This is a genomic window from Bacillus sp. 204(2023) (genome assembly GCF_037027505.1).
GTDB lineage: Bacteria > Bacillota > Bacilli > Bacillales > Bacillaceae > Bacillus > Bacillus subtilis.
Genome location: NZ_JAXCHE010000004.1, coordinates 244,199 through 259,614, shown reverse-complemented (window position 1 = coordinate 259,614; position 15,416 = coordinate 244,199). Strand labels below are relative to the sequence as shown.

18 protein-coding genes are annotated in these 15,416 nt (G+C 45.9%); 15 read left to right on the top strand and 3 right to left on the bottom strand.

Annotated elements, in window-relative coordinates; all coding sequences use genetic code 11:
• The first annotated feature begins 14 nt into the window (after positions 1-14).
• From iolE to WA279_RS10765, 11 genes are all read left to right on the top strand, one after another.
• A complete protein-coding gene (iolE, locus tag WA279_RS10815; RefSeq protein ID WP_069703573.1) occupies positions 15-908 on the top strand; it encodes a myo-inosose-2 dehydratase in 894 nt (297 codons plus the stop codon).
• 14 nt (positions 909-922) lie between these two features.
• The gene (iolF, locus tag WA279_RS10810; protein ID WP_336155394.1) at positions 923-2,239 is read left to right on the top strand and encodes a myo-inositol transporter IolF; all 1,317 of its coding nucleotides are present in this window, start codon (positions 923-925) and stop codon (positions 2,237-2,239) included.
• A gap of 22 nt (positions 2,240-2,261) precedes the next feature.
• Entirely contained in the window at positions 2,262-3,296 is a 1,035-nt protein-coding gene (iolG, locus tag WA279_RS10805) for a bifunctional inositol 2-dehydrogenase/D-chiro-inositol 1-dehydrogenase (protein ID WP_336155393.1), read from the top strand.
• A gap of 19 nt (positions 3,297-3,315) precedes the next feature.
• Entirely contained in the window at positions 3,316-4,185 is an 870-nt protein-coding gene (locus WA279_RS10800; protein WP_015250852.1) for a sugar phosphate isomerase/epimerase family protein, read from the top strand.
• An 85-nt stretch (positions 4,186-4,270) separates the two neighbouring features.
• A complete protein-coding gene (iolI, locus tag WA279_RS10795) occupies positions 4,271-5,107 on the top strand; it encodes a 2-keto-myo-inositol isomerase (protein ID WP_014478479.1) in 837 nt (278 codons plus the stop codon).
• A 20-nt stretch (positions 5,108-5,127) separates the two neighbouring features.
• Positions 5,128-6,000, top strand: a complete 873-nt coding sequence (gene iolJ / locus WA279_RS10790; RefSeq protein WP_003242766.1) for a 6-phospho-5-dehydro-2-deoxy-D-gluconate aldolase — start codon at positions 5,128-5,130, stop codon at positions 5,998-6,000.
• A 107-nt stretch (positions 6,001-6,107) separates the two neighbouring features.
• Positions 6,108-6,797 carry a two-component system response regulator YxdJ gene (gene yxdJ / locus WA279_RS10785; RefSeq protein ID WP_336155392.1) on the top strand — a complete coding sequence of 230 codons (690 nt, stop codon included), beginning with the start codon at positions 6,108-6,110 and terminating at the stop codon, positions 6,795-6,797.
• Positions 6,794-7,771 carry a two-component system sensor histidine kinase YxdK gene (gene yxdK, locus WA279_RS10780; protein ID WP_336155391.1) on the top strand — a complete coding sequence of 326 codons (978 nt, stop codon included), beginning with the start codon at positions 6,794-6,796 and terminating at the stop codon, positions 7,769-7,771. The genes yxdJ and yxdK overlap by 4 nt, the downstream gene beginning before the upstream one ends.
• 143 nt (positions 7,772-7,914) lie before the next feature.
• Positions 7,915-8,688 carry an ABC transporter ATP-binding protein YxdL gene (gene yxdL, locus WA279_RS10775; protein WP_014115765.1) on the top strand — a complete coding sequence of 258 codons (774 nt, stop codon included), beginning with the start codon at positions 7,915-7,917 and terminating at the stop codon, positions 8,686-8,688.
• Positions 8,663-10,531: an ABC transporter permease YxdM gene (gene yxdM / locus WA279_RS10770; protein WP_336155390.1), complete on the top strand. Its 1,869-nt coding sequence runs from the start codon at positions 8,663-8,665 to the stop codon at positions 10,529-10,531. The genes yxdL and yxdM overlap by 26 nt, the downstream gene beginning before the upstream one ends.
• Positions 10,532-10,544: 13 nt before the next feature.
• The gene (locus WA279_RS10765; RefSeq protein WP_003227084.1) at positions 10,545-10,892 is read left to right on the top strand and encodes a YxeA family protein; all 348 of its coding nucleotides are present in this window, start codon (positions 10,545-10,547) and stop codon (positions 10,890-10,892) included.
• Positions 10,893-10,932: 40 nt separating this feature from the next.
• Here WA279_RS10765 and WA279_RS10760 read toward each other — a convergent pair whose 3' ends face one another.
• A complete protein-coding gene (locus WA279_RS10760) occupies positions 10,933-11,898 on the bottom strand; it encodes an iron-hydroxamate ABC transporter substrate-binding protein (RefSeq protein ID WP_015715010.1) in 966 nt (321 codons plus the stop codon).
• Positions 11,899-12,075: 177 nt separating this feature from the next.
• On the opposite strand from WA279_RS10760, the gene WA279_RS10755 reads away from it, so the two are divergent.
• Positions 12,076-12,474: a hypothetical protein gene (locus tag WA279_RS10755; protein WP_003227087.1), complete on the top strand. Its 399-nt coding sequence runs from the start codon at positions 12,076-12,078 to the stop codon at positions 12,472-12,474.
• A gap of 44 nt (positions 12,475-12,518) precedes the next feature.
• Here WA279_RS10755 and WA279_RS10750 read toward each other — a convergent pair whose 3' ends face one another.
• Both WA279_RS10750 and cotNE read right to left on the bottom strand, forming a co-directional pair.
• The gene (locus WA279_RS10750) at positions 12,519-12,872 is read right to left on the bottom strand and encodes a hypothetical protein (protein WP_043858345.1); all 354 of its coding nucleotides are present in this window, start codon (positions 12,870-12,872) and stop codon (positions 12,519-12,521) included.
• A 246-nt stretch (positions 12,873-13,118) separates the two neighbouring features.
• On the bottom strand, positions 13,119-13,484 hold the full coding sequence (cotNE, locus tag WA279_RS10745) for an inner spore coat protein CotNE (RefSeq protein ID WP_123374112.1): 366 nt from the start codon (positions 13,482-13,484) through the stop codon (positions 13,119-13,121).
• Positions 13,485-13,630: 146 nt separating this feature from the next.
• Here cotNE and WA279_RS10740 point away from each other — a divergent pair, with 146 nt between their 5' ends.
• From WA279_RS10740 to yidA, 3 genes are read left to right on the top strand one after another with little or no spacing between them, the layout of a single operon-like run.
• Positions 13,631-14,008, top strand: coding sequence for a DUF3255 family protein (locus WA279_RS10740; protein ID WP_336155444.1), 378 nt, complete (start codon positions 13,631-13,633; stop codon positions 14,006-14,008).
• The gene (locus WA279_RS10735; protein ID WP_336155389.1) at positions 13,989-14,546 is read left to right on the top strand and encodes a hypothetical protein; all 558 of its coding nucleotides are present in this window, start codon (positions 13,989-13,991) and stop codon (positions 14,544-14,546) included. The genes WA279_RS10740 and WA279_RS10735 overlap by 20 nt, the downstream gene beginning before the upstream one ends.
• 39 nt (positions 14,547-14,585) lie before the next feature.
• Positions 14,586-15,398 (top strand): sugar-phosphatase, encoded by an 813-nt coding sequence (gene yidA / locus WA279_RS10730; RefSeq protein ID WP_336155388.1) that lies wholly within the window; start codon positions 14,586-14,588, stop codon positions 15,396-15,398.
• Positions 15,399-15,416: the final 18 nt, after the last annotated feature.

Genomic DNA, 15,416 nt, shown 5'->3' with positions numbered 1-15,416 from the left:
GGGAGGCACCATAGATGGGCAAAAATGAAATCCTGTGGGGAATCGCTCCCATTGGGTGGCGGAATGATGACATGCCTGAAATTGGAGCGGGAAATACACTTCAGCATTTGTTAAGTGATATCGTTGTCGCACGTTTTCAAGGCACGGAGGTCGGGGGCTTTTTCCCCGAACCTGCCATCCTGAACAAAGAGCTGAAGCTTCGGAACTTACGCATTGCAGGAAAATGGTTCAGCAGTTTTATTTTGCGTGACGGACTTGGTGAAGCGGCAAAGACATTTACCCTGCATTGTGAGTATTTGCAGCAAGTAAACGCGGATGTCGCAGTTGTCTCTGAACAAACGTACAGCGTGCAAAGCTTGGAGAAAAACGTGTTCACAGAGAAGCCGCACTTTACGGATGATGAATGGGAGCGGCTTTGCGAAGGGCTGAATCACCTTGGCGAAATTGCCGCTCAGCATGGCTTGAAGCTTGTCTATCATCATCATCTCGGCACTGGTGTCCAAACAGCGGAAGAAGTGGACCGCCTGATGGCAGGAACTGACCCTTCGCATGTACACCTCCTCTATGATACAGGCCATGCGTATATTTCTGACGGCGATTACATGGGGATGCTTGAGAAGCATATCGGCCGCATTAAGCATGTGCACTTTAAGGATGCCCGTCTGAATGTCATGGAACAATGCAGGCTCGAAGGACAATCGTTCCGGCAATCATTTTTAAAAGGCATGTTTACGGTTCCCGGTGACGGCTGCATTGACTTTAGAGAAGTATATCAGCTGCTGTTGAAGCACAGTTATTCCGGATGGATTGTCATTGAAGCTGAACAAGACCCCGATGTTGCAAACCCGCTGGAGTATGCATTGATTGCGAGAAACTATATTGATCAGCAGTTGTTGGATCTGGCTTAATGGGGAATGAACATATGGGCAATACCAATGGAGATTCAGCCTTCAATAAACGGACAATCGCGGCAGCATTGGCCAACTATATTGATGCCGGTTCAATTGTGGCAGGCTCCGCCGGTTTATCATTATGGGTCAGTTACCTTAAGCTATCCGATACACAAATCGGGCTGCTCGGCGCGTTGAGCGCAAATGCGATTTCTGCCGCTGTCGGCGCGCTGCTTGGCGGGTTTTTGGCTGATAAAGTCGGACGGAAGGCTGTTTATACCAATAGTATGCTGGTTTATGCACTAGGGATTTGTTTGGTTTTGTTCGGGGTTAATTTCCCCATGTTGTTAAGCGGTTACATCATTATCGGTTTATCAGTAGGAGCTGACATAACCGCGTCATGGACCATTATTGCGGAAAATGCGCCAAAGAAGAATCGGGCCAGGCATTGCGGCGTAGCACAAGTTGCTTGGGCCGCGGGCGCTGTCGTTGTACTGCTCCTCTCCGTACTGGCAGGTGACTTGGGACTCTTGGGGAATAAAATCGTATTTGCCCATCTGCTTGTGATTGCGCTGATTACGTATATCCTGAGAATCAGGCTTCCGGAATCAGACGCCTGGCAGTCAAAAAATCAGCCGGAGGATGCTCAGGCAGAGAAGCCGGCTGTACTGAGTAAGACATCATATTTTGATTTGCTCAAGCCTATGTATCTCAAAAGCATATTGTTTTTGATGGGTGTGTACTTGGTTTGGAACTTAGCCGCCGGGGTCATGGGCTTCTTTATGCCATACATTTATCAGCAGGTCGGCGGTGTATCTGCCAACATGGCCAACCTTTTGCAAATGGGGCTGTTTATCTTCACAGGATTGGGGGTCGCCTTGATCTTCATGCCCTTTGCCGACAAATATAGAAAAACCGTATTTGGAATCGCCGCTTTCATGGCGGTGATCGGGTGGACACTGTTTCTGCTGCCAGTTGAAGGCCTGCCGATTCTGCTCCTGTTTATTGTCGTGATCGGCATCAATAACGGAGCAGGGCAGCAAGCGAACTATCAGTTATGGGCCAGTGAAATCTTTCCTACGCAATATCGTGCTTCCGCACAAGGGCTGATGTTTTTCCTTGTCCGTATTTCAATAGGGATTTGGAGTCTGTTTGTCCCAATGATTATCACCAATTTCGGCATTGGAACGATGGCTGCAATTCTTCTCGGATGTGTGACGGCCAGTATGATCATCGGGCTGCTCTTTGCGCCGAATACGTCTGGCAAGTCGCTTGAACAAATTCAAGAGGAACTCTACGGATCTCCTCAGAGCCAAGTAAAACAAGGAACAGAAAGCAAAATCATGTAACCAACAGAAGGAGTGGCTGTCAATGAGTTTACGTATTGGCGTAATTGGAACTGGAGCAATCGGAAAAGAACATATTAACCGCATCACGAACAAGCTGTCCGGCGCGGAAATTGTAGCTGTAACGGATGTTAATCATGAAGCTGCACAAAAGGTCGTTGAGCAATACCAATTAAACGCGACGGTTTATCCGAATGATGACAGCCTGCTTGCAGACGAAAATGTAGACGCTGTCTTAGTGACAAGCTGGGGGCCTGCGCATGAGTCAAGCGTGCTGAAAGCCATTAAAGCCCAGAAATATGTGTTCTGTGAAAAACCGCTCGCGACAACGGCTGAAGGATGCATGCGCATCGTCGATGAAGAAATCAAAGTGGGCAAACGCCTTGTTCAAGTCGGCTTCATGCGCCGGTATGACAGCGGTTACGTACAGCTGAAAGAAGCGCTCGACAATCGTGTCATCGGCGAGCCGCTTATGATTCACTGCGCGCACCGCAACCCGACTGTAGGAGATAACTACACAACCGATATGGCCGTAGTCGACACGCTTGTTCATGAAATTGATGTACTGCACTGGCTCGTCAACGATGACTACGAGTCCGTTCAAGTCATCTACCCGAAAAAATCGAAAAATGCGCTCCCGCATTTAAAAGATCCGCAAATCGTCGTAATTGAAACAAAAGGCGGTATCGTCATCAATGCTGAAATCTATGTGAACTGTAAATACGGCTATGACATTCAATGCGAAATCGTCGGAGAAGACGGCATCATCAAGCTTCCCGAGCCATCAAGCATCAGCTTGAGAAAAGAAGGCAAATTCAGCACAGATATTCTGATGGATTGGCAGAGACGCTTTGTTGCTGCGTACGATGTGGAAATCCAAGACTTTATTGATTCGATTCAAAAGAAAGGCGAGGTCAGCGGACCGACGGCATGGGACGGCTATATTGCTGCTGTCACGACTGACGCGTGTGTAAAAGCCCAGGAATCTGGACAAAAAGAAAAGGTTGAATTGAAGGAAAAACCGGAATTCTATCAATCTTTTACAACAGTTCAAAATTAAAAAACAGAGGAGTGAAAATATGAAGTTAGCATTGGATCCATCCATGTATCGTGATGATTTAACTTTAGAGGAAACGGTCTATAAAACGGCAGAGCTCGGCTATGAATATATCGAATTGTCTCCGCGTGAGGATTTTTGCCCGTTTTATAAATATCCGAAAGTCGATTCAGCAAAGATCAAACAATTAAAGCGCCTTTTAAGAGATACAGGTGTTAAGCTTTCATCGCTTCTTCCTCTTTACCACTGGGCGGGTCCTGATGAAGACCGCCGGCAGGCAGCGGTGCGCAATTGGAAACGGGCGATCGAAATTGCGGTTGAACTTGAAGTGGATTTGATGAACAGCGAATTCAGCGGTTCAAAATATGATCCTTTAACAAGTGAAGAAAAATTTATCAAATCCATGGATGAGCTTCTGCCAGTCTTTGAAAAAGAAGGTATTAAACTTAATCTTCAAGCCCACCCATACGATTTTATCGAAACGCACAAGGGTGCGATGGATATGATCCGCGCGCTTGACAAGGATTGGATCAATCTTGTCTACTCGACTGCGCATACGTTCTTCTATGATGACGGCAAAGGCGACATCGAGACCATGTTTGACGAAGCCGGCGACCGCCTCACACATGTTTTATTTGCAGATACCTATAATCATAAAGCGGCTCATGGCCTTCGCTACATCGTCAATCCGCCTGACGCGAAAGTAACGGTTCACCAGCATTTGGACATTGGCCAAGGCGAGGTTGATTTTGATACGATTTTCAGAAAACTGAGAGAGATGAAGTTCGACGGAATTGCGACGAATGCCGTATTTGCTTGGGTCGATGAAAGAGCGGATGAATCAAGCCGATTTATGCTTAAAAAAATGAAAGAAGAATTAGGTCTGGCATAAGCTGAGCATGGAGTTCGGCGGGATATGGCGACAGCCTTCCTGCCGAACTCCCTTCATATCTAAAACGCAGATGGGGGAGTCTGGCATGAAACTTTGTTTTAATGAAGCGACAACATTGGAAAACTCAAACCTTAAACAGGATTTAGAACTATGCGAAAAGCACGGCTATGATTATATTGAAATCCGCACAATGGATAAGCTGCCGGAGTACTTAAAAGATCATTCATTGGATGACCTTGCGGAATATTTTCAAACCCACCACATCAAACCGCTTGCCTTAAACGCACTCGTTTTCTTCAACAACCGTGATGAAAAGGGGCACAACGAGATCATCACTGAATTTAAAGGCATGATGGAAACATGCAAAACCCTCGGTGTGAAATATGTGGTGGCCGTTCCGCTTGTGACAGAGCAGAAGATTGTAAAAGAAGAGATCAAAAAGAGCAGTGTAGACGTGCTGACTGAGCTGTCAGATATCGCGGAGCCATACGGTGTAAAAATCGCGCTTGAATTTGTCGGCCATCCGCAATGTACGGTCAATACGTTTGAACAGGCGTATGACATCGTAAACACAGTTAACCGTGACAATGTCGGACTTGTCCTTGACAGTTTTCACTTCCATGCAATGGGTTCAAATATTGAGAGCTTAAAGCAGGCGGACGGAAAGAAAATCTTCATCTATCATATTGATGATACAGAAGATTTCCCAATCGGCTTTTTAACAGATGAGGATCGTGTATGGCCGGGACAAGGGGCAATTGACTTAGATGCCCACTTATCAGCACTGAAGGAAATTGGCTTCTCTGATGTTGTATCGGTTGAGCTCTTCCGGCCTGAATACTATAAGCTGACTGCTGAGGAAGCCATTCAAACAGCGAAAAAAACAACAGTGGACGTCGTATCAAAATACTTCAACATGTAATGGATAAAGGAGGGGTGGACATGGCTTTTGTATCGATGAAAGAGCTTCTTGAAGATGCAAAGCGGGAGCAGTATGCGATCGGCCAGTTTAATATCAATGGTTTGCAGTGGACGAAGGCGATTTTGCAGGCGGCGCAAAAGGAGCAATCACCGGTCATCGCCGCGGCTTCCGATCGCCTGGTCGACTATTTAGGCGGATTTAAAACGATTGCCGCCATGGTAGGGGCGTTAATAGAGGACATGGCAATTACCGTTCCGGTCGTGCTTCATCTCGATCACGGCAGCAGTGCGGAACGCTGCAGGCAGGCCATTGATGCCGGATTCAGCTCAGTGATGATTGACGGCTCCCATCAGCCGATTGACGAGAATATCGCGATGACAAAAGAAGTCACCGATTATGCCGCAAAACACGGCGTGTCAGTAGAAGCCGAAGTCGGCACGGTCGGCGGAATGGAAGACGGACTGGTCGGCGGGGTCCGCTATGCCGATATCACGGAATGTGAGCGGATCGTCAAAGAAACCAATATCGACGCGCTGGCCGCCGCCCTCGGCTCTGTACACGGCAAATATCAGGGTGAGCCGAATCTCGGATTTAAGGAAATGGAGGCTATCTCCCGCATGACTGATATTCCCCTCGTTCTTCACGGGGCATCCGGGATTCCGCAGGATCAGATCAAAAAAGCCATCACACTCGGCCATGCGAAGATCAATATCAATACGGAATGTATGGTAGCGTGGACAGACGAAACACGCCGCATGTTTCAGGAAAACAGCGATCTGTACGAACCGCGCGGCTATTTGACACCCGGCATTGAAGCCGTGGAAGAGACAGTGCGAAGCAAAATGAGAGAGTTCGGATCAGCCGGTAAAGCAGCTAAGCAGCAGGTCGGCTAAAGAGACCAGAAACCGCCGAGATGGCGGTTTTTTTGTGCGGTGTTGCGTCCATACGCTCAAAACGATTATGATGATGGCAGCAGTGTAAGAAACGGGAGTGGTTCAGTTTGAATAAAATCATGATTGTGGAAGACAGTGAAGACATTCGCGGACTATTGCAGAATTACCTTGAAAAATACGGATATCAAACAGTGATCACCGCGGATTTTACAGCTGTTCTTGATGCCTTTTTGCGGGAAAAGCCCGATGTGGTGCTGCTTGATATCAATTTGCCGGCATATGACGGATATTATTGGTGCCGGCAGATCCGCCAGCACTCCACAAGCCCGATCATCTTTATTTCTGCCAGAAGCGGGGAAATGGATCAGGTGATGGCGATTGAAAATGGGGGAGACGATTATATCGAAAAACCGTTTTCTTATGATATTGTGCTGGCGAAAATCAAAAGCCAGATCCGGAGGGCGTACGGGGAGTACGCCGCAAAGCAGGGAGAGAAAGTGGTTGAATATGCTGGCGTTCAGCTCTTTGTGGAACGGTTTGAACTGCGTTTTCGGGATGAAAAAAGCGAGCTTTCTAAAAAAGAAAGCAAGCTTTTGGAAGTGCTTCTTGAGCGGGGAGAAAAGGTGACGAGTCGGGACCGTCTCATGGAAAAGACGTGGGACACCGACATATTCATCGATGATAATACACTTAACGTGTATATCACGCGGCTCAGAAAAAAACTGCGGGAGCTGAATGCGCCTGTTTCTATTGAAGCGGTGCGGGGCGAAGGCTACCAGCTGAGGGCGCAGTCATGAAGCTGTTTCTCCGGTCTCATGCAGTGCTGATTCTGCTTTTTCTCCTTCAAGGGCTGTTTGTCTTCTTTTATTACTGGTTTGCGGGTCTTCATTCTTTTTCTCACTTGTTTTACATATTGGGCGTGCAGCTTCTTATTTTGGCGGGCTATCTTGCCTATCGCTGGTACAAAGACCGCGGCGTGTATCATTGGCTCAGCTCGGGGCAGGAAGGGACGGATATCCCGTATCTCGGTTCTTCAGTGTTCTGTTCAGAGCTGTATGAAAAGCAGATGGAGCTGAGCCGGCTGCAGCACCAGAAGCTCCATGAGACCGAAGCCAAGCTTGAAGCGCGGGTGACGTATATGAATCAATGGGTGCACCAAGTAAAGACGCCGCTGTCGGTCATTAATTTAATCATTCAAGAAGAGGATGAGCCCGTTTTTGAACAAATCAAAAAAGAAGTCCGGCAGATTGAATTCGGGCTGGAGACGCTTCTTTATTCTTCAAGGCTCGACCTGTTTGAACGGGATTTTAAAATCGAAGCGGTTTCCCTGTCCGAGCTTCTCCAATCAGTCATTCAAAGCTATAAACGATTTTTTATTCAATATCGCGTTTATCCGAAAATGAACGTTTGCGATGATCATCAGATTTACACCGATGCCAAATGGCTCAAATTTGCAATCGGCCAAGTAGTCACAAATGCGGTCAAGTATTCAGCGGGCAAGAGTGACAGACTTGAGCTGAATGTCTTCCGCGATGAAGACAGGACGGTGCTTGAAGTCAAAGATTACGGTGTCGGGATTCCCTCACAAGACATCAAGCGGGTGTTTGACCCTTATTACACCGGTGAAAACGGGCGGCGTTTCCAAGAATCTACGGGAATCGGCCTCCATCTCGTCAAAGAAATTACAGATAAGCTCAATCATACGGTGGACATCAGCTCGTCTCCCGGTGAAGGGACATCAGTTCGATTTTCATTTCTTACAAAAATGTAAGGCTGCGTTAAGAAAACAACATAGCCCGCTTTGTTTCCCCTTGATAACATGGATTTATGTCAAGGGGATTTTTATGTTGAACGTCCCGGCACTACATGAAAGCAGCCCAGATCAACAAGAATAAAACCATAAGGAGGATTTTCATGGCGAATATGCTTGAAGTCAAACATATAAATAAAACCTATAAAGGACAAGTGTCCTATCAAGCCTTAAAGCAAATTTCATTTTCAATAGAAGAAGGCGAGTTCACGGCGGTGATGGGGCCGTCCGGGTCCGGAAAAACAACGCTTTTGAATATCATTTCAACGATCGACCGTCCGGATTCAGGCGATATCCTGATTCACGGAGAAAACCCGCATCGCCTGAAGCGGACAAAGCTCGCTCATTTCCGCCGCAAGCAGCTTGGATTTGTGTTTCAGGATTTCAACCTTCTGGACACGCTGACAATCGGTGAAAATATCATGCTGCCGTTAACGCTTGAAAAAGAAGCACCGTCTGTCATGGAAGAAAAACTGCAAGGCATCGCGGCAAAGCTCGGAATCGAAAACCTGCTCAACAAACGGACGTTTGAAGTATCCGGAGGACAGCGCCAGCGTGCCGCCATCGCAAGAGCGGTCATTCATAAGCCGTCACTCATCCTGGCCGATGAACCGACGGGCAACCTTGATTCCAAAGCGTCAAAAGACGTCATGGAAACGATGCAGAGCCTGAATCAGGATGATCATGTCACGGCTTTGATGGTGACCCACGATCCTGTTGCGGCAAGCTACTGCCGCCGCGTCATCTTTATAAAAGACGGTGAACTGTTTAATGAGATTTACCGCGGGGAAAACCGCCAAGTCTTTTATGAACAAATTCTCGATGTGCTGTCTATGCTGGGGGGAAACGCAAATGACCTTTCTTCAGTTCGCTTATAAAAACGTCACGAGAAACAAAAGGGCCTATCTTGCATTCTTTTTAAGCAGCGCCTTTTCCGTTTTGATTTTCTTTACCTTTGCAATGTTCCTGTTTCATCCGGCATTAAAGGAAGGCTACCTGAATAATATCGCCAAAAAAGGCTTAACCGCTGCGGAATGGATGATCTTTGTTTTTTCTTTCTTATTTGTTCTGTATTCGGTTAACGCATTTTTGAAATCGAGAAATAAAGAATTCGGCATTCTGCTCATGCAGGGCATCACGCCGGGGCAGCTGAGAAAGCTTATTACTGCGGAAAATATGATCATTGGCGTCATGTCAATTGCAGCCGGCATTATCGGAGGGTTCATTTTTTCAAAGACGTTCTTTACGGTCGGCGCTTATATTTTAGAAATGGACGCGCTGCCTTTGTATATGCCTTGGAAAGCGCTCGGTATTACGGCCTGCGGATTTCTGCTCTTATTTTTCTTTTTATCACAGTTTACGATCCTTTTTGTCAGATCAAATACGGTTATCAAATTAATAAAGGGCACTGACAAGGTTAAGCCGGAGCCTAAGCCGTCCGTGCTTCTGTCCTTATTCGGCATCGCCTGTCTGTGCGGCGGGTACTTCATGGTTCTGAAAGGCAATGTCCACGGGGCCGAACCGTTTATCATTTTACTGCTCACCGTCATCGGAACATATTTCTTTTTCAGCCAAAGCAGCATATGGATTCTGCGCGCGCTGAAGAAGTGGAAAACCTTTTATCTGCGCGGGAAAAACGTCATTTGGGTTTCTGACCTTGTCTATCGTCTAAAAGACAACGCCCGCCTGTTCTTTATTGTCAGCATTATTTCCGCGGTTGCGTTTACTGCGACAGGCGTGCTCGCAATGTACAAATCGACCGTCGGAGCGGAAGAGTCCGCTTATGAAATGGAGTATTTATCTTACAGCAACAATCCAAAAGAACAGACTCATTTGAAAGATATTGACCATGAACTGAAAACACACGGCTTTACGTATAAGAAAGACAAAATAGATGTTTCCTATGTTCGCTATCAGGAAGGAGAAACTGTTCCCCCTGTTTACATGATCAGTGAATCGGATGCGGCAAAATACTTCCATGTCAAAGTGAACGGCCTGAAAGAAGACGAGGCTGTCTATTTCCCGGGCACGTATGACCGCAATTTCAAAAACAAAGCGCCGGATCAGCTGAAGCTGCTGAACCAAAAAGGGGAGCTGTCTGATCAAAAACTGTCGGTAAAAGAAGTCAAAAAACCGCTGATCTCATTGAATGCCATCATCGCGGTGAATGATCAAACCTTTGATCAGCTGAAATCACTCGGTGATCAAGCGTCATTATACGGCTACAGCTATGATCATTGGAAAGACAGTCTTGAGATCAGCCAATCCTTGCAAAATGAGATTTACGGCAATTATATCGACGTGCATTCTGATTTTGCTTCAAAAGCCGGGACTTACTATGATACGGTGCAACTGCCGAGCCTGAGTTTATTTATCGGCCTGTTTATCGCAATTGTATTCTTTGTCGCGGCAGCAAGTTTCTTATACTTCAGGCTGTTCACTGATTTAGATGAAGACCGGGAGCGCTACCGTTCACTGGCCAAAATCGGCCTGAGTGAGCGTGAAATGGCACAAAGCGTGACAATACAATTGGCCATTCTTTTCTTCTTTCCATTTGTCATTGCCGTCATGCATACACTGTTTGCCTTGAGAACATTGGCTGTGGAAGGCTATTCCGATGTCGCGGGGCCGCTCAGTCTCACCATCGGAGGGTTTTTCATTTTTCAGCTTCTATTCTTCCTCGCGGTGCGGTCAAGCTATTTGAAAAAAATGAACAAGTAAGGGGAGTGCAAAGATGAAAAAAGCAATGGCAATCCTGGCCGTCTTGGCGGCTGCTGCCGTAATATGCGGGCTTCTCTTTTTTCATAACGATGTTACAGACAGATTTAATCCGTTTATTCACCAGCAAGATGTCTATGTTCAGATTGACCGAGATGGCAGACATCTTAGCCCGGGCGGTACTGAATATACATTAGACGGATATAATGCATCCGGGAAAAAAGAAGAAGTGACCTTTTTCGCTGGCAAAGAGCTTCGGAAGAACGCGTATTTGAAGGTAAAGGCGAAAGGAAAGTATGTCGAGACTTGGGAAGAAGTCAAGTTTGAAGATATGCCGGACTCCGTACAGTCAAAATTAAAGTGAATCATAAAAAACGGCACAGCGTCATGACTGTGCCGTTTTTTTATTTTTTATTTTCTTCGGCCCGTTTGATCAGCATGTCGGTGATGATATCCACCTGTTTGCTGACAGAAATCGGGTCGTACGGGTAGAACGTGTCAAAGTCATTGATAAACACGCGATTATGTTTAACAGCGTCAAGGTTTTTCCAAATAGAGGAATTCTCCAGCTTGTCGAGTGTTTTGCTTTCGCCTTTCGGGTTGTAATCCGTAATGAACATATAATCTGCGGCATACTCAGGAATAACCTCTTGAGAGAGCTGTTTCATCTCTCCTTTTTTGATGACATCTTGCTCAATTTTTTCAGGCGCTTTTAACCCAAGTGCATTGTATACAGCTTGGCCGCCGCGTCCGCCATTGTCATTGAACACCCAGAATTCGCCCTTGTCTGTGTTTTCATAAATGCCGAAGGTCGCATCTTTGTCGATGACGCCGGCAATTTTCTTCTTAGCTGCTTCCGCTTTTTTGTTAAAGTCAGCCATAAAGGATTTTGCTTTGTCTTTTGCTCCGGCGATATCTCCGAACATGCTGACTGTGTCTTCTACGTTTTTCGCTGTGTTATAAGGTATGACAACAGTCGGAGCGATTTTCTTTAATTTATCAACATTCTCTTCATTCATGACAACAATTAAGTCAGGCTGAAGCTCCATCACTTTTTCAACGCTGATTGGATCACCAACATCCTTCACATTTTTCAGCTTTGATTTTAAAAACGGATTATCAAATGACCATGAGCCTGAGCCGACCACATTGGCCCCGACAGACAGCAATTCACCGGCATAAAAATCAGTGACGATGCGTTTCGGATGTGCAGGAATGTTGACGTTCCCTTTTGGTGATTTGTATGTTCTCATTTCTGTTTTTTCGGAAGCAGAATCGCTTGAGCTCCCTTTAGAAGCCGTGCCGCTGCAAGCGCTGACAAACATGAGAAGCAGCACAAGCATGCCCACGAGCAATATGTTCTTTTTCATTAAGAACCCTCCCACTATGTATCTCAATAGATTAGTAATGATTATCATTATCAATTAATAATATAGCAAGAAACCTGTTCTCCGTCTATCACTATTTTTAAGGGAGAAAGTTTTTCCCGTTTATGGGTGACGCGGTATGCCTAATCGATTATTATAGGTAAATAGGAGGAGAAAAATATGGGAATTACAAAAAGAGGTTCCGCTTGGGAATGGCTGCATAGCTGGTGGATGCTGTTTATTTTCATGCCTTTTGCCATTACCAGTTTTTTTGCCTTTTTATTTATTGGCATCAAGGTTAGAAATAGAAAGTGGATCATGTACGGCATCATTTATTTTTTCATTTTTGCGTTTGGTTTTGTTTTGCCCGATCTGCCCGGTGTTTTTATTGTGGTCCCGTTATGGGCGGTGACCATTATTCATGGATTTAAAGTGCGCCCGCTGTATTTGATTCAGCTGGATGTCTACAAAGATCATGTGGAGGCGCGGGCTTTTGCCGAGGCAAGAAGTGAAGCCGAGAGCAGATTTCATGCACCGAAACAGTCTATTCAGGATATACATATTCGCAAAGAACAGTAAGAAAAAAAGCTCAACACTCGCATTGTGTTGAGCTTTTTTATATATTACTGCTGGTAGGATTGCTGCTGAAATGGCGTGTTTTGGCCGAATGGAAGTGTAGACACATTCGTATTCATGACGCTGGATTGTCCAGTAAGTTCCTGTTGCATTTGGTTGCACATGTTGACAACCTGCTGGCACTTTTGAATCGCCATGTCATGTCCGTGCAGTGCTTGCTGAATGGTATGTGCAGCTTGTTGTTCGTGGTTTAGAATCTGCTGCAGCATTTGGATGTTTTGCTGCTCCTGATGAAGCATGTGGCGATATTGCTGGCTGCTTTGCTGTGTTTGCTGAATGAGCTGCTGAGCAGTTTGGCGGCATTGGTTCAGCTGCTGCAAGCCGTGTTGTGTATTATGCATGAATGATCCCTCCATGTATCGATTGACGTGAGTCGGTATTATCATGCAACCTGATTGAAAAGAAATTCTGCAAATGAGGAACTACAATTATTTTCCTCAGCCCCTCTGTCTTTGAATGAAAACGGTAAAGATTGTATACTGGGTACAAACCCTTTTTATGTAAATGTTCCGTTTTAACATATAAAAATGGCGGAAAACGAAACCCTGAAATGGGAGAATCGTATTCCGCTTTTTTTCTTTGCTTGCTCAGAAACCGCCTTCCCCTGCAGTAAATGGGATATTCAGCCTGTTTTCTACTGTACGGAGGCGCTGATTGAGCCGATTTAGGCGGCGTGTATGGCGTTCAACAGTCTGGCTTAGCTGATTGACCTGTTCTGCCAGCCGCGCAATTTCGCGGTTTTGACGGCGGTCTTCGTTTGTTAGACGGGTTAATTCTCTCGACTGCTGTTCATTTTGCCGTTCAAGTGCTGCGATTCTTCTTTCTAATGCCGGCTGTCTATCCATTTGGTATGGATCGTATACATCCTGCTGCGGATAAGAATTGTACTCATAGTGGCTATAGTAAGGTTCCTGCTGAGGCAGCTGAGGGCTGTAATATTGATAAGGGTTCATTATGATCAATCTCCTTGTGGGTGAATTCCTTATAACTTATGTAGTCATTGGCACAGCGGCACGGCATTCGCCCAAAAAGAGGAGGAAAGGATGTGATCCCCTTGAGAAACAAATATGGCATTTTGCTTTTAACTGCTGTATGCATCATGGTATCGGGCTGCCAACAGCAAAAAGAAGAGACACCGTTTTATTACGGAACGTGGGATGAGGGGCTTGCCCCCGGGCCAGCGGATGGCGTGAAATCAGCAACAGTCACATTTACCGAAGACGAGGTTGTGGAAACGGAAGTGATGGAAGGAAGAGGAGAGGTACAGCTGCCTTTTATGGCATACAAGGTGATTTCCCAAAGCACTGACGGGTCTATCGAGATTCAGTACCTCGGCCCCTATTATCCGCTCAAAAGCACGCTGAAAAGAGGAGAAAACGGGACATTGATATGGGAGCAAAATGGCCAGACAAAAACGATGACAAGAATCGAATCAAAGACCGGCAGGGAGGAGAAAGATGAGAAATCAAAAAGCTGAAAGACTGGTGGCAGCGGGGCTTGTTTTACATATCATTCAGTGGATATTTATATTATGGGCTTTTCTCAAAGTCAAACATGTATTTAGTGACTATACGATCTATAACCCTAATGTCATCAGCGGCTCCATGCAATCCTTATCGTTTATACAAATGATGCGCGCTATGATGTACTCAGGGGCAATCGTGAATTATGTTTTGTTTTTTGCCCTTGTATTGCTGATTTATGGCATAGTGCTTCATGCCATCCTGATCGTTCTGGAAATGGCGGCTTACGTCATGATCAGACGGAATCCATCATCTTCATGGGGGTTCTTTTTCATCGCGGCGGGTGTGAAGCTTGCCATCTTGAATATAACCGGCATTCCTTTTTTAGTTGCCGGCTTTCTGCTGATGAAACAGAAAAAAGCAGAAAACGGCGTCAAGGCAGAAAGAAAGCGGAAACCGCGCTTGCGTATCCGAAGACAAGGGCGGCGTCTAAACAGAATCCGGAGAAAACCATCTCTTCCGGTTGAATATCAAAAAGAAAAAACGATATGATGGGACTATAGCCTGAAAACGACATGAAGGAGATGCAGGATGTACAAACTAATTGCAATTGATATGGATGGAACACTTTTAAATGATCATCATGAAGTAACAGAGGAGGTCCGCGACGCCCTTCACGCGGCAAAAGCGGAAGGTGTCAAAATTGTGCTCTGCACCGGCCGGCCTATCGGGGGTGTGCAGAGATATTTAGATGAACTGAATTTAATTGAAGAAGGCGACTATGTCATTGCGTATAATGGAGCGCTTGTTCAAAATACGCATACAAACGAAGTGGTCTCGGAGCTGTCTCTCGGTTATGATGATTTGACTTCATTATATGACCTGAGCTTAGAGCTGAAGACGCCGATGCATTTCTTTGACTCATCTAATTTGTATACGCCTAACCGGGACATTAGCGAATTTACCGTATACGAATCCTATGTGACACAGGTGCCGCTTCATTTCCGCAAAATTGACGAGGTGCCAAAAGATATCCTCATCCCGAAAGTGATGTTTATTGATAAACCGGAGAACTTAAGCCGCGTCATTACATCGATTCCAAAAGACCTGAGAGAAAAATATACAATGGTGAGAAGCGCGCCTTTCTTTTATGAAATTCTGCACTCGGAAGCCAGCAAAGGAAATGCTGTACGCCAGCTGGCTCAGCTGCTTGGAATTGAACAGGCGGAAGTCATGTGCATAGGCGACAACGGGAACGACCTGACAATGATCGAATGGGCGGGCTGCGGGGTTGCCATGGCAAACGCCATTCCAGAAGTATTGGAAGCCGCAAACTTTCAAACGCGCTCCAATAATGAACATGGTGTTGCGCATGCGATTCACGAGCTTGTTTTGTCGAAATAATGAAATCCAGCCTCTGAG